Source organism: Arthrobacter sp. TB 23, from assembly GCF_000294595.1.
In the GTDB taxonomy this organism is placed as follows: domain Bacteria; phylum Actinomycetota; class Actinomycetes; order Actinomycetales; family Micrococcaceae; genus Arthrobacter_D.
In genome coordinates this window covers 36,061-57,084 of the sequence record NZ_ALPM01000029.1, presented here as the reverse complement: position 1 = coordinate 57,084, position 21,024 = coordinate 36,061, and the positions used below count along the sequence as shown (strand labels likewise).

Sequence of the window (21,024 nt, the reverse complement as noted above, 5' to 3'; positions counted from 1 at the left end):
CGGGCGTCCGCCACGTCGTCGTTGCACCGGGATCCCGAAGCGCACCCCTGGCGTATGCGCTGGCCGAGGCTGAGGCCGCGGGTGCGGTGCGGTTGCATGTCCGGATCGACGAGCGGGTTGCCGGGTTCACCGCGCTCGGCCTGGCGCAGGGATCGCAGCGCCCCGCGGCGGTGCTGACGACGTCGGGTACCGCCGTGGGGGAACTGATGCCAGCGGTCATGGAGGCGAACCACGCGGCCGTGCCCTTGGTGGTGTTGTCAGCGGACCGGCCCGACGAGCTTCGGGGGAGCGGCGCCAACCAGACCACCAACCAGGTCAACCTTTACGGTTCGCACGTGCGGTGCGCACTCGACGTCCCGGCGAGCACTGATCCCTCGGCGTTCGTTGCCAGGGCCCTGGCCGAGGCGCTGGGGGCCTCAGGCCCACGTGGTCCGGTCCAGCTGAACCTCGCGTTCCGCGACCCGCTGGTCCCCGGCACTGTAGACCCCGGCACTGTAGTCACCGGCGCTGTAGTCCCCGGTGCTGTGAGCCACGACGGGGCTCCTGTAGGGTTCCCGCCAGCCACCGCTCCTGCCACCGACGCCATCCTGCCGCTGACCAGCCAGTCCGACGACGACACCGCGACCCATGACGCCGCCACTCACGACGCCGCCCTTCCGACGTTGACCGCCCGAACCGTGGTGGTCGCAGGCCACGGCGCCGGGGAACTGGCGGCGGTGTTTGCCCAGCACCTCGGCCTCCCGTTGCTCGCCGAGCCCTCCTCCAATGCCCGGTTCGGTCCCAATGCGGTTGCCCAGTACCGGCTGCTGCTGGAACATCTGGGGCCCGACGTCGAGCGGGTGATCGTGTTCGGGCGGCCCACCCTCTCACGACCAATAGCAGCCCTGCTGTCCCGACCGGAGGTGCAGCAGGCACTTTACCTCCCGGGGCCGGTGGCCTGGTTCGAAGAAGGCCGACGCCGGGAGCGGATCATCACCACCCTCGATGAGTTGCTGCAGTTCGCCGGTCAGGGCGAGGACGGATGGTTGGGGCGGTGGCAACAGGCCAGTGCCCGCGCTGATGCCGCTCTTCGGTCAACCCTCGCCGAAAGCGCCTCCCTGACCGGGCTCCACGTGGCAGACGCCGTCTGGGAAAGCACTGACGGAAATCTCATGCTCGGATCCTCCAATCCCATCCGGGACGCCGATCTCATCGCGTCCCCTGGCTGGCACCCCCTGGAGGTCTACGCCAACCGCGGCCTCGCCGGTATTGATGGAACCATCTCCACCGCCACCGGTATCGCGCTCGCGACCGGTATCCCCACGCGCCTGCTGCTCGGTGACCTGACTTTTCTGCACGACGCCGGTGGGCTGCTTTTGGGGCCCGGCGAGGATGAGGCCGACCTGCAGATAGTGGTGCTCAACGATGCCGGCGGAGGCATCTTCGGTCTCCTGGAACACGGGGAGGAGAAGAACCTCGAACGCCACAGCAGGGTCGTAGAGCGTCTCTTCGGCACCCCCCACACCGCCGATCTCGAGGCGCTGGCCCATGGGTACGGCGTCAGGCATTCACTGGTCACCTCGGCCGCTGGCCTTGACGCAGCACTGGCGCCACCCATCAAGGGCCGCTCGGTGATCGAGGTCCGGGCCGACCGATCGGGCCTCCGCGCATTGCACGCCTCGATCAAGGCAGGCGTCGCCAGGGTGGTGTAGGCCGGGCCGGAACCGTGCGGTGTGGGCCTACCGAAAGAGTCGGTAGTTCTGCCACCCCGAACCGATGGTGAAAGACCCACCCCAGCCGCCGGAGTTGATCGGGTAGTGCCTGAGGGCGCCGGAACTGGTTCGAGCGGTCAACCCGTAGGAGCCTGGGCCCCGGAAACCCGAGACGGCTTGTGCGCTTTCGATGTGTTGCCAGCCGGAGCCGATGGTACGTCGACTCTCGTAGATGAAACGTGCTTTTCCATTGGACCGGTAAAGCACCAGTTCACCGTTGGTGCGGGTGGCGAGCACGTCCTGGTTGCCGTCCCGGTCAAAGTCAGCCAGCGTGATCTTCAGGTTCTGCCACCCCGACCCGATCTGCCCCCGGGCCTGCGAGGACAGGGCTCCGCCGGTGTTGTTTGCGTAGTGCCACAGCCGTCCTGCGTCGTCCTTGGTGACCACCGACGGGTACCGGCTCCCCCGCCACCAGGTGCCGACAGTGATCTCATGGTTGGCCCAGCCGCTGCCGATCCGGATGGGTGACTGGAAACCGCCGCCCCGGAGCCCCCGATAGAGCGTGAGTTTTCCGTCCTGCCACTGGGCGAGGATGTCCTGGATGCCGTCGGAGTTCCAGTCGGTGGTGAACCCGGCCTTCAGACCGCCCCAGCCGCTGCCCACGCGGGCGCGCTGCGCGAATCCGCCGGTCCAGTTGGGCGGGTAATTCCACAGCACCCCTGCGGAATCCACTGCGGTGAGGTCCGTTGGGCTCTTGATGGTCGGGTTGGAACCGTCGAAATAGTGCTCCAGCGTGGGGATGCCGCGGGTCTTCATCTCGGTGGCTAGTGGCCGCCCCACGTAGCGCAGATGCCACGGTTCGTAGGTGTAACCGGTGGTCGATTGGTAACCGTCCGGGTAGCGAATGATGAACCCGTACCGCCATGCATTGGCGGCGACCCACTTGCCGCCCGCGGTGGTCCCGAAACAGGCACCCAGGCCACAAGTGCCGTTGGCGTTGCCGACGTCGACGGCGAGTCCGGTCTGATGCTCGCTGTGCCCCGGGCGTGCCGAAATGGTGTCGGCCACTGCCTGCCCGTATCGCGCCACATAGCTGTTGTAGAGGGATGCCTGCTCGGCGTAGGAACGGTAGGCGCTCACCACGCTCAGTGGTGCCCCAGCGTTACGCGCGCCAGCAAAAAGGCTTTCCAGATTCGCCGAGACAGCACGCCGGAGTACAAAGTTGGTGCCGGGAAAATAGACCAGATCCGGTGCGATGTAGTGCAGGGGGTTCAGCGGCCGTGACTTGGTGACCAGCACGTGATAGCTGTTCGGGTTCGCCACGGGGACGGCGGCCGTTGCGGGCTGGGCTGTGAGCATCCCACCCAGTAGGGCGCAGCACAGCACGACGACGCTGAGGAGTCTTGCGCGAAGCCTTGGGTTCCGGATGGGTGAGGGCATGAGGATTCCCGCGGGTAGGTGGGTCTGGTGGACCTATCGTCCCACGCACTCCGGCCCGCCGCTAGGGGACCAAAGGCGCAGGACATTGCCGCCAACCGAGTGGTTACAGAACCTTCGAGAGGAACTCTTTGGTGCGTTCATGCTGCGGGTTGCCGAGGACATCCTCGGGTTTGCCCTGCTCGACCACCACTCCGCCGTCCATGAATACCACCCGGTCCCCAACTTCACGGGCGAAGCCCATTTCGTGGGTGACCACCATCATGGTCATGCCGTCCTTGGCCAGCTGCTTCATCACATCGAGCACGTCACCCACCAATTCGGGGTCCAGGGCGCTGGTGGGTTCGTCGAAGAGCATCATGTCCGGGTCCATGGATAGCGCACGTGCAATTGCCACGCGCTGCTGCTGCCCGCCGGAAAGCTGGGCCGGAAAGGCCATGGCCTTGTCCTCCAGACCCACCTTGGCGAGGTTGCGCGCCGCGACCTCACCTGCCTCTGACTTGCTGCGCTTCTTCGCCCTGATCTGAGCCAGGGTGAGGTTACGGGTCACGTTCAGGTGCGGGAAGAGGTTGAACTGCTGGAACACCATGCCGATGCGGGTGCGTACTTTGTCCAGGTCCGTCTCGTCGTCCGTGATATCGACGCCTTCCACAAGGATGGTGCCGCTGGTGGGCTCTTCCAACCGGTTGACGCACCGGAGCAGGGTGGACTTGCCAGAGCCAGAAGGCCCGATCACGCAGACCACCTCACCCTGATCCACATGGAAGTCGATGCCCTTGAGGACCTCGTTGTCCCCGAAGCTCTTGTGCAGGTCGCGGACCTCGATGGCCGGCACGCCCTTGCGGAGCGCTGGTTCAGTCACCTCGCTCACCGCCCTCTCTTGTTGTGTCGTTCAAGCTTGGCCACCAGCTGGGTGAGCGGCAGGGTGATGATCAAATACAGGAGGGCAGCGAGGACCAACGGGGTTGCGTTGGCGGATGAAGAGACCATGTCACGGGCGAAGGTGGTCAACTCGCGGTCGCCCAGAGCCATGCCCGCGATGAACAGGAGTGAGGTGTCCTTGATCAGGATGACCAGTTCATTGGTCAGCGGCGGGGTGATGATCCTGAACGCCTGCGGCAGGACGACAGAGATCATGGTCCACGACGGATGCATCCCCAGGGACCGGGCGGCCTCCACCTGGCCTGGCGGAACAGCTTCAATCCCCGCTCGGATGGTTTCGGCGATGTAGGCGGAAGAGACGATGATTAGGGCGATCAGGCCAGCGCCGGCGCTACCGCCCGGCGGACGCCAGCCAAAGGCGATCGGCACCGCGAACGCAAAACCGAAGATCACCAGCAGAGCGGGGAGCCCCCGAAACAGCTCGATGTAAGCGGTCGCTGCCCAGCGATAGGGCAGGACCGGAGAGAGCTTCATCAGCGCCAGAATCAGGCCGAGGAGCAGCCCACCGACAAACGCGATGGCCGTGTAGAGGACTGTGTTCTTCGCCGCGACGGTCAGAATTTCGGGGAATGCCTCGACAGCAACGTCCAGGTCGAAGAAATTGCTTTGGATCGCCTCCCAATCGGCGAGCCAGACGACGACGGCGACGGCGAGGATGAAGAGTGCGTACAGGGCGCCGCGGGTCAGACGTCTGCGGGTTGAGCGTTTCAAGTCGGGAGCCAATCTTTCTCGGGGGCTGTCGGCCCGGAACCCGTCAGGATCCGAGGATCCCGGACCGGTTCCGGGCCAGAATTCCTACTCCGAGAAGTAGGTGTTGTAAATCTCGTCGTACTCGCCGTTGTCCCGCAGCTCGGCGAGCTGCTCGTTGACGGCCTCGAGGAGATCCTCGCTGCCTTCCTTGGGCAGTGCGAAACCGTATTGCTCATCGGTTTCGAACTCTTGGGCGATCGTGTAGGTGCCGTCCTCGGTGTGGCTGAGGTTCACCGGCAGGTCCTGCAGGATGGCTGCGACGTTGCCGGCCTGGAGAGCTGAGTACAGTTCAGCGTCGCTCGGGAAGGCTACAACCTCGGTGTCGGAAGGGACGTTCTCGCGGGTGTACGTTTCACCGGTGGTTCCGGCCTGAACACCCACCGACTCGCCCGCAAGATCGTCGATCGAGGCAAGATCCGAGTCCACGGGAACCAGCAGGGACTGCAGGGAATCGTAGTACGGCTCGGTGAACGCAATGTTCTCCGCGCGCTCCTCGGTGATCGTGATGGCGCTGGCACCGACGTCGCACTGGCCGGCCGCAAGCACCGCGCCACTGGCGAGGCCGTCGAAGCCGACGTCGACCACCTCAAGCTCGAGGTCCAGGCCGGTGGCGATGGCGCGCATCAGGTCCATGTCGAAGCCGACGTATTCGCCGTCCTCTTCATACTCGAATGGCGCGTACGGGATGTCCGAGCACACGGTGAGCGCGCCCTCAGCAATCAGGCCGAGGCCCGAATCATCGGCGGCTGGCTCGTCGGAGCCACCGCAGGCGCTAAGTGCTAGCGCACCGATGGCCGCGATGGCGAGGGTCTTGGGAACGGCTGAGCGCTTGGCAAACATACAAATACCTCTTTGGTGGACGGGAAAACTTCGATTCAAATTCTAGCCGCATGGAGATGTGCATCACAGGCTACAGGTATTGCGTACTGGTAACCATCGGGACCTGACAGTGCTGAGGACGGGGAATGCTACCGCCGGATGCCCAGGGCCTCGATCATGGGCCTGAACTTGCTCCACGATTCCGCCAGCTCAGCTGCGGCATTCGATGCAGCGACGATGCCACACCCCGCGTACATTCGAACCCGGGTTGGACTCTCGATTACCGCGCCGCGTAACGCGATGCCCCACTCACCATTGCCCCGGGCATCCATCCAGCCCACTGGCCCGGCATAGGGTCCGCGCTCCATATGCTCCAGTTCCCGGATCAGGGCTCCCGCTACGGTCGTCGGTGTCCCACAGACCGCCGCAGTGGGGTGCAACGCCCCGACCAGGGCCAACGACGTCGGTACGCTGCCATCGGCGCCCGGTTCCAGTTGCGCTGTGACATCGGAAGCCAAATGCCAGACGTTGGGTAGTTCGAGGACGAACGGCTCGCTGTGTGATGTCATGGTGCTGGTGAATGGCTCCAACTGGCCGGTCAGCGAGTCGATGGCGATCTGGTGCTCATGCAGTTGCTTCTCGGAGCCAGCGAGCACCCGCTGCGCGTAGTCCGGATCATCGGCCGGTGCATTGTTGCGGTCCAGGGTGCCGGCGAGGACCCTGGCCTGGGCCGTCGAGTTCTCAACTTTAATGAGCATTTCAGGTGTTGAACCGATCAACCCGTCCACCGAGTAGGTCCAACAGTCCGAGTACCTGACCGCCAGTTCGCGCAGCACCTGGGCGGTCGCCACCGGAGAACCGAGCTCGGCGACGACGTCACGCGCGAGCACCAACTTACTCAGCTCGCCGCTGCGAACGTGCTCGATCCCCTGCTCCACGGCGGTCATCCACTGCTCCTCGGAGAGAATTCCCGGGGTGAGCCGGTCGGCGGCGTCAGGAACACGTTCGATGGCCGTCTCGTCGAGGTATTCAGCCAGTGCTGCCTCGGCGGCGTCGGCGGTTACTTCCGCGCCTTCGTCGTCGGTGATGTAGGTCAGCCAGCTGTGACCATCGCGGCAGCCCACCACAACGCGCGGCACAATCAGCCGGGACTGATGCTGGGAGGTCTTGGAGAACGCAAACGAGCCGAAGGCCACCAGTCCGGAACCGGGAACGGCGAGCGGATTGTCGACGTCGGCGGCGTCGAGTTGGGTGCGCCACCACTCCTGGGCCTCAATGAACCGGTCGGGGCCCGCCGTCGTGAACCGGGCGCTTTCCCCGAAGGCAACCAGGCCATCGCCGCGGCGCACCCAGGTGTGAACGTCATTGCGGGCAACATAGTCGAGCAGGCCGGTACTGTCGTCGAGCTGTCCCCGTGGAATGGTGATGCTGCGCAGACCGCGCACTGGTGTCAGCGGCGGCGCGACCGCGATGGAGGACGGAGTGCTCATGATTTCCAAGCCTACTCTTGCCCGGCAGTGGCAGGGACGGGCTGGCCGTGCCGCTGCCGAAACCCGGTTGCCCGGAACCCGGTCGCCCGCGCCCCGATTATGGACCTGTCAATTGTTTGAGACAATACAAGGGTGAACCGTGCATCACTGGAAAAGCGTCCCGAAGAAGTTGCAGCCATGTTTGACGACGTGGCGCCCAAATACGACGTGGTCAACGACGTCCTGTCCCTCGGACAGACCCACCGCTGGCGTCGCATTGTGGTGGATGCGGTAGGAGCCGCGAAGGGCCAAAAGGTGCTCGACCTGGCCGCCGGAACCGGCACCTCCAGCGAGCCCTACGCAGACAACGGGGTGTACGTCGTCGCCTGCGATTTCTCCCTTGGCATGTTGCGGGTCGGCAAACGCCGTCGCCCGGACATTGATTTCATCGCCGGCGATGCCACCGATCTGCCGTTTGCCGACAACTCCTTTGACGCGACGACCATCTCCTTCGGGCTCCGTAACGTGCACCGTCCGCAGCAGGCGCTCGCGGAGATGCTGCGCGTCACCAAGCCCGGCGGAAAACTGGTGATCGCCGAGTTCTCACAACCAACCGTTCGACTGTGGCGCACCATGTACACGGAGTACCTGATGCGGGCATTGCCCGCAATTGCGACGAAGGTCAGTTCGAACCCGACCGCCTACGTGTATCTCGCGGAATCCATCAGGGCCTGGCCGGATCAGGATGCACTGGCTGGCTGGCTCACTGATGCCGGGTGGCAGGACGTGGCCTACCGCAATCTCAATGGCGGTATCGTCGCCGTCCATCGCGCGACCAAACCCGCTGACACTGCTACAGCACCCGCACAGGCGCGCCTCAGCCGCCGCAGCACGCGGCCAGCAAACTAAGTGTCGGTACTGATTGTCGGGGCTGGCCCCGCTGGCTCAACCGCTGCCTACTACCTGGCGCGTGCCGGGGTAGACGTGACAGTGGTGGAAAAATCGGTCTTCCCGCGTGAGAAGGTCTGCGGAGACGGGTTCACGCCCCGCGCAGTCCGTGAGATCCAGCTGCTCGGCCTGCCTCATGAGGAGACGGCGGGATGGCGCCGCAACGTCGGGCTGCGGCTCAAAGCCGGCGGCCGCACCGTCGAGGTGCCCTGGCCGGAGCTAACCGACTTCCCCGATTACGGGCTGGTCCGCACCCGGTTCGGATTCGATGAACAACTAGCCGAACACGCTCGCGCGGCGGGCGCCGTCATCCTTGAGGGTCACTCCGTCACCAGAGCGATCCGCAACGACGCCGGCCGGGTGACCGGCGTCGTCGTCAATATCCTGGACTCGTCCGGGCGTAAGACGGGGGAGACCCGGCAGTTTCACGCTGACACCGTCCTGGCGGCCGACGGCAACTCGACCCGGACGGCCGTCAGCCTGGGCTTGGCGAAGCGCGATGATCGCCCGCTCGGCGTCGCGGTACGCACCTACTTCACCAGTCCGCGCCATGAGGACCCCTGGATGGAAGGGTGGCTCGAGCTCCCCGACGCGACCGGCAAGCCGCTTCCCGGCTACGGCTGGGTCTTCGGTGTGGGGGATGGCACGTCCAATGTGGGCCTGGGCATCCTCAATTCCTCTGCCGAGTTCGGCAAGCTGGATTACAAGCAGGTGCTGCGGGACTGGACCGCCGGGATGCCCGCCGAGTGGGGTTTCGTTCCCGAGCAGCAGGTCGGCGAGATCCGCGGCGCCGCCCTGCCCATGGGCTTCAACCGGACACCCCACTACAGTCCGGGGATGCTGCTGCTCGGCGATGCCGGCGGAATGGTGTCCCCGTTCAACGGCGAGGGTATCTCCTACGCGATGGAGTCGGCCCGGTACGCTGCCGAGTTCATCATCAACGCCGAACAGGTCGGCTCAACCCTGGGCCGCGATCAGGTCCTGGCCGGTTACGCGCCACACATCAGAGGGCTGTGGGGGAGCCACTTTACCCTCGGCACCATCTTCGCTCAGCTGATCGGCAAGCCGGCCATTCTGCGGTTGGCGCTGCGGACCGGCATGCCGATCCCGGTGCTGATGCGCTTTGTGGTGCGGATGCTCGCCAACCTGACCGACTCCGGTGGCAAAGGTTTCGAGGACCGCGTCATTCACCTGCTGGAGCAGCTGGTGCCGGCCGTCAGCAACCAATCCCATCCGCGCGCGCGGACGCATGCCAGTTCCACGCGCTCTACTAGTTAGTCTTAGACAGTGACAGAATCTGCGAACCCCGGCTGGACCCGTGCTGGACACTCGCTGTCCGATGGCGCCGAGCTCGACACTGCCACCGGAGCCATTGCTACCGGTCTGCGGCTTCCGCCCGGATTTGCCTTGATCGCCGAGGATCCTCACCTTGGGCCCGCGGTCACCACCTGCCTGGCCAAGGTCGAGAAGCAGCTCCGGGAAGCCATCGCCAGCTCCGATCCGCTCGCCGATGCCACCAGCCGCCACCTCGTTGAAGCGGGCGGCAAACGCATCCGGCCACTGTTGACCATTCTGGCGTCGCACCTCGGGGATGCCAGCCGCCCCGAGGTGGTGCAGGCCGCCGTCGTCGTCGAACTGACCCACCTGGCCACGCTCTATCACGACGACGTCATGGACTCGGCGCCGTATCGTCGCGGTGCGCCGACGGCCCACGAGGTGTGGGGCAACTCGGTAGCCATCCTGACCGGTGACCTGATCTTCGCCCGTGCCTCCATCCTGGTGTCGGAGCTGGGCGGCCGGGCCCTGGGGATCCAGGCGCGGACCTTTGAACGGCTCTGCCTGGGACAGCTTCACGAGACGGTCGGGCCCCGCGAGGACGAAGATCCGGTGGAGCACTACCTGTCGGTCATCGCAGACAAGACCGGGTCGCTGGTTGCGGCATCGGGGCAGCTCGGCGCGCTGTTCGGCCAGGCCCCGCAGTCGGTCATCGACGTCATGCTGTCCTACGGCGAGAAGGTGGGGGTGGCGTTCCAGCTCGCCGACGACGTCATCGACGTCACTGGCGTCAAGGTCACTTCCGGCAAGTCACCAGGCACCGACCTGCGCGAGGGCGTCCCGACGCTGCCGATTCTGCTGATCCGCCAGGCCGCTGCTGCCGGAGACGCTTCGGCCGCCCATGTTGTCGACCTGGTCGATGGTGACCTCACCTCGGACGAGTCGCTCGCTACCGCCGTCGCTGCCGTCAGTACCCACCCGGCAACCCAGGACGCCTGGAAGGTCGCTCAGCAGTGGGCCGACGACGCCGTCGCCGCCCTCGAACCACTGCCGGAAAGCATCGTCAAGCAGGCGCTGACCGCTTTCGCCCAGGCCGTCGTCACCCGGGACGTCTAGCCCCGGCTCCTCTGTCGACCTGACCTGCGCTAATCAGGACCCGACGACGCGTTGGCGCTGCTCGCCCAGACCGTCAATGCCGATCGTCATAATGTCTCCGGCCGCCAGGTAGCGGAAACGGCCGGACAGGGCAACACCCTCGGGGGTGCCGGTGTTCACCACGTCTCCGGGATCCAGGGCCATGTACTGGGAGAGGTTGTGAATGATCTCGGCGACGCTGAACACCATGTCAGCTGTCGTGGAATCCTGTCTGGGGTCACCGTTGACGGTTGAGTAGAGCCGGAGTGCCTGCGGATCCGCGACGTCGGCGACCGGCACCAAGGCTGGTCCCATCGGGTTGAAGGTCGGCGCGCACTTGCCCTTGGACCACTGGCCTCCCGAGTGCCCGATCTGGTAGTCGCGCTCCGAGACATCGTTGCTGATCGTGAACCCGGCGATACAGTCGAGGGCCTCCTCGACGCTGGACAGGTAGGACGCCCGCTTGCCGATGACCACGGCAAGCTCCACCTCCCAATCAACTTTCTGGGCGCCCGGCGGGATGACGACGTCGTCGTTCGGCCCGACGACCGTATTGGGATGCTTGAAGAAGATGATCGGGGCCTTGGGCGGCTGGTCGCCGGTCTCGGCAGCGTGCGCCGCATAGTTCTGGCCTACGCAGACGACGGCGCCAATACCCGTCAGCGGAGCTCCCACCCGCATCGCTGCGGCCCCCTCAAGTGGTGGCAGGGTGCCGGCAGCCAATGCATCACGCACCCGGCCGATGCCGTCCTCCCCGAGGAACACGCCGGTAATGTCGGCGGTCAGTCCGCGCAGGTCATAGGTTTCCCCGTCCTGGCGCACCGCAGGGATTTCCCGGCCGGGCTCGCCCAATCGCATTAGTTCCATCTCAAGTCTCCTTTTTGTCGCGTAGTAAACAGGTGGTCTAGGCATCAGAGCGGAGCAGAAGAGAATGCATCCCGCCGTCGACAGTCAGGGAACTTCCGGTTGTGGAGCCATTGGCCGGGTCGGCCAGAAAGAGGATTGATGATGCCACCTCTTCGGCGGACACCAGCCGACCATGCGGCTGGCGGGCTTCCAGCGCCTGGCGCTCAGCGGCGGGATCCGTCGCAGCTGCAAGTAACCTGCCAACCCATGGGGTGTCTGCGGTGCCGGGATTGACGCAGTTCACCCTGATGTTGTCCCGCATATGATCCGCTGCCATGGCGCGGGTTAGGGCTGACACCGCCCCCTTGCTCGCCGAGTAAAGGGCTCGCTGAGGCAGACCATGGGTGGCTGCGACAGACGACGTGTTCACAATCGCCGGGCAGCGGGATTTTCGCAGGTGGGGCAGCGCTGCCCTTGACACCCGTGCAATCCCGACCACGTTAATGTTGAGTACCCTGAGCCATTCGTCGTCGTCGTTATCTGCAACGCTCCCCGCTGCTCCAACTCCTGCGTTGTTGATAACGACGTCGATCCCGCCTAAGTCGAGTGCTGCAGCAGCGACTGCCTCATCAACCGACTGACTATTGCCGATGTCACAGGTATAGCCGATTACGCCAGAGGGTAGACCCTCGGGCCGGAGATCGAGTACCGCCACGTGTGCTCCGCGTTCGGTCAACGCAGCTGTCACTGCAGCGCCGATCCCTGAAGCACCGCCGGTGACCAGGGCGCGGATGCCCTCAAAAGAATCTGTCATTTTCGTCCTTGTCAGTAAAAGGGGAGAGACTCAGCAGAGATTGGCTGGGTGTGGCAGCCTCAAACCCGAATCTTCCTGGGTGAATGCCTCCGCAAAGCGGTGATATGCGTCGATGAGATGTTGGTGCATGGCTTTCCCAGCGGCATCCGGGTCACAGGCAGCGATAGCGGCGGCAATCCGTCGATGTTCCTCGACGGTGCTGGTCCCCTGGTAATCGGCGGGATGCAGTCGGAAGAGGTGAAGGTGGCAATGCGTGGCGCGGTAGGCGTGCAGAGCAAATTCGTTGCTGCTGGCCGACAGGATCCGGTCGTGAAAGACAGTGTCGTGCGCCACGAGTTGATGACGGACGTCACTGTTCTCGGCCGTGCCCGACTCAAAGTCATCAAGCGAAGCAGTGAGAAACCGGGAGGGATTACTGAGACGGTTCACGGCTGCCGCCCGCGCCGCCCACGGTTCGATGAGCAGACGGAATTCGAACAGCTCGCGCAATTCAGCCGTGCCCAGAAGCTCAGTGGTGCGGTATCCCTTACCGGGGCTCTTGACGATAAGGCGGTCTCCCTCAAGCTGGCTCAGCGCCTCGCGGATGGGTGTCTGAGAAACGCCAAGTTCTCGGACCAAAGCATCGATGTTGACTTTCGCGTCCGGGGGCAGCTGCAGATCAAGAATTTTTGCACGCAGCGTCCAATAGACCTCAGCCCCGGACCTGCCCCGGGGCTCGACGTCGCGGGCTGTCGTTTCGGTCATTATCGGCCGTCCAGCACAGGCTGCCGGTGGTCGAGGATGTACTGCAAGTGGGCACCAATGCCGAATTCCCAGGGTTCAAGATCATCTGTAGGCAACACCATGTTGGTCAGTGTACCCAGCCGGGTACTGCCGATTTCCACCACATCTCCGGCTTTGTGGGTGAATCCCATGCCCGGCGCGTCGCGGTCCTGGTTTGGGGCGAAAAGGGTTCCGGTGAAGAGGATGAAGCCATCCGGGTATTGGTGGTGGGTCCCGTACGCAGCTCCAACAAGTTCCTCAAAGGAACGACTCAGACGCTGGACGCTGTTGGTGCCATTCAAAACGAAGCCATCAGCCCCCCGAACGGTGAGACGAATCGTTTCCTGGCGGGCATCATCAACTGTGTAGGAATCGTTGAACAACCTGAGGAAGGGGCCAAGTGCAGTTGACCCGTTGTTGTCCTTGGCCATGCCGAGGAGCAGCGCACTGCGGCCTTCGACATCACGAAGGTTAACGTCATTGCCAAGGGTGCAGCCCTTGATGCGGCCTCGATTGTCCACTACCAGTACCAGTTCGGGCTCCGGATTGTTCCAGGATGAGAACGGCGGAATGCCGATGTGTGACCCTGTACCAACCGCGGATAGGACAGGTCCCTTGGTGAAGACCTCCGGATCCGGTCCAATCCCAACCTCAAGGTATTGCGACCAGAACCCTTCACGCACAAGTACCTCTTTGACGCGGGCGGCTTCGTCGGAACCGGGACGGACCCCAGTGAGGCTGCCGCCAAGAGCGTCAAGCACCTGGGAGCGGGTTTGCTCGGCGAGGGTGAAATCGCCGGCGCAGCGTTCCTCAATGACCCGTTCGATTAGGCTGTCGACGAAGGTGACACCGCACGCCTTCAACGCCTGCAGGTCCACCGGCGGGAGCAAGTGCGGGCCACTGCGGCCGATGGCGGGCGCGTCAGCGTCCGAGAAGGTGTCACCTGCAAGATCGGCAAGGTCCCACCGGCGGGCAGTCGAGGAGCGGAGCTGTTCAAGCAGATGAACAGGGTTTTCCGTGTTGAGTAGTTCCGAAACGGTGGCGTACTGATGGAAGAGGTCAACCAACGTGCCGCCGTCGACCAGGACGGGGCGAGGCCCCGCAGTTTCGGGGTCCCAGATCCGTCCGATCAGCACCGCTGTAGTGGCATCTTCCGGGAGCAGCCGGCTCATGCTTTGGCCTCCCTCGTGTTTAGGTCCGCAGCCTCAAAGACCCCGTTGACGCGGCGGCCGATGTGATGGGGGTTCAAGTCCTGAAGGGACGCCGGCAGCTGGTGGTCAGGTACATCCTGGTACGCAACGGGGCGGGTGAAGCGCCCGATCGCCGCGGTTCCCACCGAGGTGGTGTTTGAGGTTGTGGCGGGGTAGGGCCCGCCGTGCTGCTGTGCATAGGAGACGGTTACCCCTGTCGGCCAGCCGTTCCACAGCACCCTGCCGGCGATGCCTGTCAGGGTGTCGAGCAGAAGCGAAGCGTCGTCGCCCTCGTCTGCGTGGATCGAAGCGGTCAATTGGCCTTCCATCAGTGACGCCAGGCGGGGGAGGTCTCCAGCCGAACGGTACCGGACCACCAGAGAGGCCGGACCGAACATTTCGTGGCGTAGGACTTCGGGATTCCTTGTGACAGCTGCGGCATCGGTGATTAGCACAGTTGGAGCGGGCACCTTCTCGTCGGACCCGGAGACCAGAGCGTCGACCCCCTCCATGGCGGCTACATCATCGCGGGCGGTGCCGAAGGATTCGCGAAGGCCGGGGGTCAGCAGCTCACTCAGTGGGGTTTGTTCCAGAACTGGTTCAAGCGCCCCGCGAATCTGTTCGTCGGATAAGGCCTCGGGCACAAAGAGGACACCGGGCTTGGTACAGAATTGGCCCATGCCCGCAGTGAACGATGCGGCGTATCCGGCAAGAATTGATTCCGAGCGGTTTTCCCATGCGTGGGGGAGCACGAAGACCGGGTTGATGCTTCCAAGCTCACCGTAAAACGGGATCGGATCGGGCCGGGCACTTGCGCGGTTGAACAGGGCACGTCCACCACCTGTTGACCCGGTGAAACCGATCGCTTTCACCAGCTGATGGTCCACCAAGGCTTCAGCAGCAGCCCGGCCGTCGACTACTGCAAATAGGCCAGCGGGGCTGCCTGCCTCGCTCAGTGCTTCAGCAACGATCTCTGCTGTGCGCAGGGCGAGCTTGCGGTGCCCATTGTGAATCTTGTGAAGGACTGCGCACCCTGCCGCGAGCGCCGAGGCGGAGTCGCCGCCCATCACGCTGAACGCGAAAGGGAAATTGGAGGCACCGAAAACACCCACAACCCCCAGCGGAATGTTGATCCGCCGGATGTCAGGCCGGGGACCCATGCCCCAGTCAGGATCGGCGTGATCCACCGTGGCATCCAGCGGAATTCCTGCGAGAACCTCGTCCGCGAAGAGGTCAAGTTGAAACGCTGTCCTTTTAAGCTCGCCGTTCAGACGTGCCTCGGCCAGGTGGGTGTCTGCCTGCCCAAGTGCCACGAGTTCGGGTGCGTTGGCGCGGAGGGCTGCCGCGATGGCGTTCAGTCTGCTCGCCCGCACGGCAGGAGGTTCAGCAGCAATCTGCAGGAAGGCCCGGTGTGCGGCCTGAGCTGCTTCAGCAACTTCCCCGGCTGTGGTGGCGAGGGTCAATGTGGTGGCTGTCATATCATTCCTTTCGGTTAGACGGCGGATCAGTTGGCGTTCAGTTCCTGCCAGCCGGCACCGCCCGGGAAGGTCCACCGTGCAGTCGATGCGTCGAGCATTTCGGCTCCGACTCCTGGGCGTTTGGGCGCCTGGTAGCGTCCACCGGTGACAATCACCGGTTCAGCAAAATGCTCGTGGAGATGATCGACGAACTCGATGACCCGGTCCTCCATGGAACCGGTGATCGCCGCGTAGTCGAAGAAGGAGAAATGCTGCACCAGTTCGCACAGGCCCACCCCGCCCGCATGCGGGCACACAGGAGTGTCGAACTGTGCGGCGAGGAGGAGATTGGCGATGTTTTCGTTGACACCCGCCACACGGGTCGAGTCGATCTGCATGATATCGATTGCCCCCGCCTGCAGAAGCTGCTTAAAAATGATCCGACTCTGGACCGCTTCACCGGTGGCAACCTTGACCGGGTGAACTGCTTTGCGGATTGCAGCGTGGGCGAGGATATCGTCGGTGCTGGTGGGTTCTTCGATCCAGTAGGGATTGAAGTCCTGTAGTTGGTTGACCCAGTCGATGGCGTCTTGCTCTTCCCAGCGCTGGTTGGCATCGATAGCAATCCGAATGTCGGGCCCCACAGCCTCACGCGCGAGCGACAGACGGCGCCGGTCATCGGCAATACTTCCTGCTACCTTGAGCTTGATCATGCCGAAGCCATCGGCCACTGCTTCCTTCGACAACCGGACGAGCTTCTCGTCGCTGTAACCCAGCCATCCTGGAGTAGTGGTGTAGGCGGGGTATCCATTCTGCTTTAGCTCAGCAATCCGGTCCTGTTTGCCGGCCTGCCCACGCTGCAGGATGTCGGTTGCGTCCTGCGGGGTGAGGGCGTTGGAAATATGAGTGAAATCGACTGCACTGACCAATTCATCGACCGGCATCTCGCTCAGAAGGAGCCAAAGGGGCTTGTTTTCCCGGCGAGCCCGGATGTCCCAGAGTGCGTTGATCAGACCGCCGCACGCCATATGGGACACGCCTTTTTCGGGTCCAAGCCAGCGCATCTGCGAGTCATGGATCAGGCGTCGTGAAGCGTCGCCGAGATTGTTCACCAGATTATCGGTGTTCTGCCCGATGAGCAGGGCCCCATAGCTGTCCATGGCGGCGGTGATGATCTCGTTTCCCCGCCCACAGGTGAAGACCAGACCGTAACCGCGCTCACCGTCGTCGGTGGCGATTTCTACATAGGCGGCTGAATAGTCAGGGTCGACGTTGACGGCATCGGACCCGGACAAATCCAGGGAAGTGGGGAAACGCACATCGGAAGTGCGCACTGACGTGATGCGGGACATTGGATCTCCTAGAGATTCAGGTGGGAAGGGCTAGAGGAAGCCTAATAGTGTAGGTAGTCCGACCGTGAGGGCCGGAACGAAGGTGATGATCAGCAGAGTGGCGACCATAGGGACGAAGAACGGAAGAATGCCCTTGATGACGGTTGGCACTGACGTTCGTGTGACGCTCGACAGGACGAAGAGCACAAGCCCCACGGGAGGTGTAATCAATCCGATGAGAAGATTGAAGATCACCATAATGCCAAAATGGATCGGGTCGATGCCGAACGTTTCAGCGACCGGCAGCAACACCGGCACAAGGATCAGGATTGCCGCGGTGGGCTCCAGGACGCAGCCCACCAGCAACAGCAGGATGTTGACGAGTATAAGGAACACGATTGGCTGGTCGGTGATCTGCAGAATCAGGTTGGCTGCTACCTGCGGTGCCTGTTCACGGGCAAGAACCCACCCGAACAGCGCAGCGGCAGCTACGATCAGGAGGACCGAGCCCGAGGTCTCAACAGTTGTCAACAGGGTGCGGTACAGCTTCCGCCAAGTTAGCGCGCGGTACACGATGGCAAGGATGAGGATATAGACGACGCCAATCCCGCTCGCCTCGGTGGGCGTGAAAACACCGCTGAGAATGCCACCCAGGATGACAACCGCTGACCCCATCGCGGGAAGCGCCGCGAGGGTGGTGCGGCCCCGCACTTTCCAGGTCGATTTCGGGAGCCGCAGATGGTTCTGTTTCCTCATAAGAATCCAGACCGTGAGGCAGAGGGCCGTCACCAGCACCAACGCGGGCAGGATCCCAGCCATAAATAGGGCACCTACTGACACTCCGGCGGTGACCGCGTAGATGACAGCCGGGATGCTGGGCGGGATCATGGGCGCTATCAGGCTCGAGGCGCCGGTCACGCCCAAAGCAAATTCACGGGAGTAGCCTCGTTGGACCATAGCCGGGACTTGCACCCGTCCCATGGCAGCGGCATCAGCTATAGCGGCACCGCTCATCCAAGAGAAGCCGAAGCTGGTGGCCACGTTGACGTAGCCGAGGCTGCCGCGGAGGTGGCCGATACCGGCCACGGCTGCGTCGTAGAGCTTGTCGGTCACTCCGGAAACGTTGGCGAGGTTTCCTAGCAAGATGAACATGGGAACGGCGAGGATGGCAAAGCTGTCAACCCCGGAGACGGTCTGTTGGACCGCCGTGCCGATCCGAGCAGTCGGGTCCATGATGACGTAGGCGACCGAGGGGATGAGCAAGGCAAAGGAGACTGGCACGCGGAGAGCGAGTAGCACCAGCAACGCGATGATCATGATGAGAAGGGTCATATGGTTTCCTAGACCGCTTCCCGCTCAAGGTTTTCCATAGCGTCAGGAACTACCTCGGGGTGGCGGATGTTGAGCACGATGTGCAAAGCGGCATGGAAGAAGATGAGCGCAAATCCGGTGACTGCGGCAAAGTAGACCACACTCATCGGTAGGCCTGTTGCGGGAGCGAGAAGCCGATTGGCGCCAGCAGCAAACTCGGCTCCCGCTACGGCTAGGACTCCCGCAGTGGCAAAGACCGTTATGAGGGCGAACGTATCCAACACGATGGTCCCTTTCCGACCCAGCTTGCTAGCCAGGAGGTCAACGGCGATATGTATACGCCGTGCCATGACAAAACCGGCGGAAACGAACGTGAACCAGAGCAGCATGAACCGAGCCAGTTCCTCAGTCCAGCTGAACGGTGTGTTGAAGACATAACGGCTGATCACCTGCAACATGATCAACCCGAGCAATGACACAAGAAGCGTGCAACTTGCGATCCGTTCAACATTGACGAGCCCCCGGTAGAGTCGGCTGCGTTGTTCAGCGAAGTCGGGCAGATCCGGCTCGTGTGGAACGTGGGAACCCGTAGCAATGTTGTTTTCGTTACTGGCGTCAGCCCCTGATGAGTTTGAACTCACCGAGCACCCTTGATTTCCCGGTATAGCTCACCCCAAGGCTGTTGCAGCATTGCTTCTTCGGCAGCGGCGGCGAAGGATTCCCGGTCGACGTCGTCGTTCACTTGGATGCCATCGCCCGCACGCCATTCGTCGAGAATGCCTTCTTCCTGCTCCTCAATACACACACGGGTGTCATCCGCGGCGACAGCCATCGCGCTTTCGAGCGCTTCACGCTCCTCATCAGTCAATCCCTCATAGACCGTGCGGCCGGTTGTTATCATGACTCCTTGAACCATGTGTCCTGTGAGGTTGATGTAGTCCTGAACCTCGTTGAACTTGGCTGTCGAGATAGTGGGGATGGGGTTCTCCTGGGCGTCGATAACCCCCTGTTGCAGGGCCAGATAGACCTCATCCAGTGCCATTGGAGTGGCGGTACCGCCCATAGCTGCGACGTTCTCGAGGTAGAGCGGCGCGTTGGGAGTGCGGATCTTCAGACCATCGAAGTCGGCAGATGAGCTGATCTTTTTGTTAGCGGTAACGTGGCGTGTGCCGTAGTACCAGCTTGAGAGGACACGAATATCGGAGCTTTCGTAAAGGCCGTCGAAGACGGTCGCCATAGCCTCCCCCTCAACGGTTTCCTCGAAGTGGTCGACGTCTTCAAACAAGTAAGCCCCGTCAAGTACGGCCGCATCCTCTTCCCATACGCCTAGGAACGATGGGCCAGCGATCGCCATATCTAGTGCGCCTGAGGCTACCTGTTCGAGGGATTCCGATTCGTTGCCGAGCTGCGCAGCTGGGAAGCTTTCGATCTGAAGACCGCTACCCTCGAGTTCTTCCTTGAGGGTAGCGACGCCACACTCTTCTACTGGATGCCCGGCCTCGTAGACATGTGCGAGACGCAGAGTTTTGGCATCGGCGTCGGCCTGGCCCACCTCATCGCGGTCCACCGGTGTGCCGACGTTGCAGCCGGACAATAGGAGAGCTGCGGTGGCGGCGAGACCGATCGCGGTGGCGGAACGACGTCGGCTGTACGGGGTGGAGTTTTCGAGCTTCATTGCTGGAGTTCCTTCCGGGAATGCTTCGGTTGTAAGGGATAGGTGTTATTGAGCGGTGGATGTTAAGAAATTGGCTGGGATGGAATGTTCACGTGCGAGTTGACGCAGCTGGTCTGCCGTGGAATTGGGCAGCTGCATGACCGAGGCGGCACCCATTTCCAGGGCATGTTCAGGGTCCCCAGGGGCCTGCACCGTGCGGTCGGCCGGACCGGAGTTCCGTACCCGCTTTTGCAGATCAGCAACCCGGTCTTCGGTGTGGGAACGTCCGGCGAATGCGTCGGTGTTTATCCCGATGACGAGGTGCCCGTTGTTCATTAGGGATGCCGGGTTGGACCAGATATCGATGGTTTCATAGGCGTAAGTAGCATCGGTAAGGGACGAGGCAAATGCCTCCAGAAGGACGGCGACAGCCGAACCTTTGTGGTCGCCGAACGGGATCATGGAGCCTGCTGCGGCCGCTTCTGGATCAGTGGTGGGGTTGCCATCGGTGTCGACAGCCCAGCCTTCGGGAAGTTGCTGACCCTCATTTCGTGCGGCGATTACCTTGCCGTAAGCGCCATTGCTGGTCGCGAGGTCAGCCGTGAGTGGCCAGCCCGACGAGCCAGGAGCCCCAAGTGTCAGCGGATTCGTCCCCAGTACCTTCGTCGTGCCTCCGTGAGGCGCGACCACCGGTCCGGTGGAGGACGTGATGAACGAAAGGAACCCGGCCGCCGCTAGCTGATCGCTCCAGAACGCCCCAGCTCCATAATGACTGCTGTTCTGAACGGCGACCGCAGAGATCCCATGGATCTGACCGATCTCGATAACCTTGTCGACTGCCGACTGCATAGCAACCTGGCCGAGCGCGGCATCAGCATCGAGGATGGCCACTGAATCCGCCTTGGAAGAGTACGACAGGTTCGGTGTCGGGTTGATCCCGCCGAGCCGAAGGGCTTCGACATACAAGGGAAGGCGGAGCAAACCGTGGGAGTGGATGCCGCGCTGGTCTGCCTGGACCAAAGAGTGCGCCGTCAGTTCGGCGTCGGCTCGTGGGACATTACAGCACTCAAGAGCTGCGGTCGCGAGCTGGCGAAGATCTGGGACAGAGTAAGTCGGGCGGGTCTGCAACGGTGATTACCCTTCAATATAGGAAGTAGTAAAATCCTATATCACGAGTGTGCCAAATCACAATAG

Annotated in this window: 19 protein-coding genes and 1 pseudogene; 4 read left to right on the top strand and 16 right to left on the bottom strand. The window is 63.0% G+C overall.

The features are described 5' to 3' along the window. Positions 1–47 precede the first annotated feature (47 nt). Positions 48–1,691 carry a 2-succinyl-5-enolpyruvyl-6-hydroxy-3-cyclohexene-1-carboxylic-acid synthase gene (gene menD / locus B384_RS17635; protein WP_192813052.1) on the top strand — a complete coding sequence of 548 codons (1,644 nt, stop codon included), beginning with the start codon at positions 48–50 and terminating at the stop codon, positions 1,689–1,691. 27 nt (positions 1,692–1,718) lie between these two features. Here menD and B384_RS21465 read toward each other — a convergent pair whose 3' ends face one another. The 6 genes and pseudogenes from B384_RS21465 to B384_RS0103815 form a co-directional block, all read right to left on the bottom strand. Then, a complete protein-coding gene (locus tag B384_RS21465) occupies positions 1,719–2,507 on the bottom strand; it encodes an FG-GAP repeat domain-containing protein (protein WP_443110848.1) in 789 nt (262 codons plus the stop codon). Positions 2,508–2,519: 12 nt separating this feature from the next. Next, positions 2,520–3,050, bottom strand: a pseudogene (locus tag B384_RS21460) (M15 family metallopeptidase); the annotation flags it as partial. Positions 3,051–3,234: 184 nt separating this feature from the next. Then, a complete protein-coding gene (locus tag B384_RS0103830; RefSeq protein ID WP_019481822.1) occupies positions 3,235–3,999 on the bottom strand; it encodes an amino acid ABC transporter ATP-binding protein in 765 nt (254 codons plus the stop codon). Next, the gene (locus B384_RS0103825) at positions 3,996–4,781 is read right to left on the bottom strand and encodes an amino acid ABC transporter permease (protein WP_019481821.1); all 786 of its coding nucleotides are present in this window, start codon (positions 4,779–4,781) and stop codon (positions 3,996–3,998) included. Before B384_RS0103825 ends, B384_RS0103830 begins: the two co-directional genes overlap by 4 nt. Before the next feature lie 84 nt (positions 4,782–4,865). Further along, complete coding sequence (locus tag B384_RS0103820) at positions 4,866–5,660, bottom strand: transporter substrate-binding domain-containing protein (RefSeq protein WP_019481820.1); 795 nt, start codon at positions 5,658–5,660, stop codon at positions 4,866–4,868. Positions 5,661–5,788: 128 nt separating this feature from the next. Next, the gene (locus B384_RS0103815) at positions 5,789–7,129 is read right to left on the bottom strand and encodes an isochorismate synthase (RefSeq protein ID WP_019481819.1); all 1,341 of its coding nucleotides are present in this window, start codon (positions 7,127–7,129) and stop codon (positions 5,789–5,791) included. Between the two features lie 132 nt (positions 7,130–7,261). Between B384_RS0103815 and B384_RS0103810 the strand changes: the two genes are divergently transcribed. Genes B384_RS0103810 through B384_RS0103800 form a run of 3 tightly spaced genes read left to right on the top strand, consistent with a single transcriptional unit; the run spans position 7,262 to position 10,447 of the window. Next, a complete protein-coding gene (locus B384_RS0103810) occupies positions 7,262–8,017 on the top strand; it encodes a demethylmenaquinone methyltransferase (protein ID WP_019481818.1) in 756 nt (251 codons plus the stop codon). Then, a complete protein-coding gene (locus tag B384_RS0103805) occupies positions 8,018–9,334 on the top strand; it encodes a geranylgeranyl reductase family protein (RefSeq protein ID WP_019481817.1) in 1,317 nt (438 codons plus the stop codon). Positions 9,335–9,343: 9 nt separating this feature from the next. Beyond that, entirely contained in the window at positions 9,344–10,447 is a 1,104-nt protein-coding gene (locus tag B384_RS0103800) for a polyprenyl synthetase family protein (RefSeq protein ID WP_019481816.1), read from the top strand. A 33-nt stretch (positions 10,448–10,480) separates the two neighbouring features. Here B384_RS0103800 and B384_RS0103795 read toward each other — a convergent pair whose 3' ends face one another. From B384_RS0103795 to B384_RS0103750, 10 genes are read right to left on the bottom strand one after another with little or no spacing between them, the layout of a single operon-like run. Next, positions 10,481–11,332, bottom strand: coding sequence for a fumarylacetoacetate hydrolase family protein (locus B384_RS0103795; protein ID WP_019481815.1), 852 nt, complete (start codon positions 11,330–11,332; stop codon positions 10,481–10,483). Between the two features lie 37 nt (positions 11,333–11,369). Then, complete coding sequence (locus B384_RS0103790; RefSeq protein WP_019481814.1) at positions 11,370–12,125, bottom strand: SDR family NAD(P)-dependent oxidoreductase; 756 nt, start codon at positions 12,123–12,125, stop codon at positions 11,370–11,372. Positions 12,126–12,155: 30 nt separating this feature from the next. Then, on the bottom strand, positions 12,156–12,869 hold the full coding sequence (locus B384_RS0103785) for a GntR family transcriptional regulator (protein ID WP_019481813.1): 714 nt from the start codon (positions 12,867–12,869) through the stop codon (positions 12,156–12,158). Continuing rightward, positions 12,869–14,059 (bottom strand): fumarylacetoacetate hydrolase family protein, encoded by a 1,191-nt coding sequence (locus B384_RS17630; RefSeq protein ID WP_019481812.1) that lies wholly within the window; start codon positions 14,057–14,059, stop codon positions 12,869–12,871. Before B384_RS17630 ends, B384_RS0103785 begins: the two co-directional genes overlap by 1 nt. After that, positions 14,056–15,555, bottom strand: a complete 1,500-nt coding sequence (locus B384_RS0103775; RefSeq protein WP_019481811.1) for an aldehyde dehydrogenase (NADP(+)) — start codon at positions 15,553–15,555, stop codon at positions 14,056–14,058. The genes B384_RS17630 and B384_RS0103775 overlap by 4 nt, the downstream gene beginning before the upstream one ends. Before the next feature lie 26 nt (positions 15,556–15,581). Then, the gene (locus B384_RS0103770) at positions 15,582–16,886 is read right to left on the bottom strand and encodes an enolase C-terminal domain-like protein (protein WP_019481810.1); all 1,305 of its coding nucleotides are present in this window, start codon (positions 16,884–16,886) and stop codon (positions 15,582–15,584) included. A 30-nt stretch (positions 16,887–16,916) separates the two neighbouring features. Further along, the gene (locus tag B384_RS0103765; protein WP_019481809.1) at positions 16,917–18,197 is read right to left on the bottom strand and encodes a TRAP transporter large permease; all 1,281 of its coding nucleotides are present in this window, start codon (positions 18,195–18,197) and stop codon (positions 16,917–16,919) included. An 8-nt stretch (positions 18,198–18,205) separates the two neighbouring features. Then, complete coding sequence (locus tag B384_RS0103760; protein ID WP_019481808.1) at positions 18,206–18,817, bottom strand: TRAP transporter small permease; 612 nt, start codon at positions 18,815–18,817, stop codon at positions 18,206–18,208. After that, positions 18,814–19,851: a sialic acid TRAP transporter substrate-binding protein SiaP gene (locus B384_RS0103755; RefSeq protein ID WP_019481807.1), complete on the bottom strand. Its 1,038-nt coding sequence runs from the start codon at positions 19,849–19,851 to the stop codon at positions 18,814–18,816. Before B384_RS0103755 ends, B384_RS0103760 begins: the two co-directional genes overlap by 4 nt. 45 nt (positions 19,852–19,896) lie before the next feature. Beyond that, the gene (locus tag B384_RS0103750) at positions 19,897–20,958 is read right to left on the bottom strand and encodes an Ldh family oxidoreductase (RefSeq protein WP_026040948.1); all 1,062 of its coding nucleotides are present in this window, start codon (positions 20,956–20,958) and stop codon (positions 19,897–19,899) included. Between the last annotated feature and the right edge of the window lie 66 nt (positions 20,959–21,024).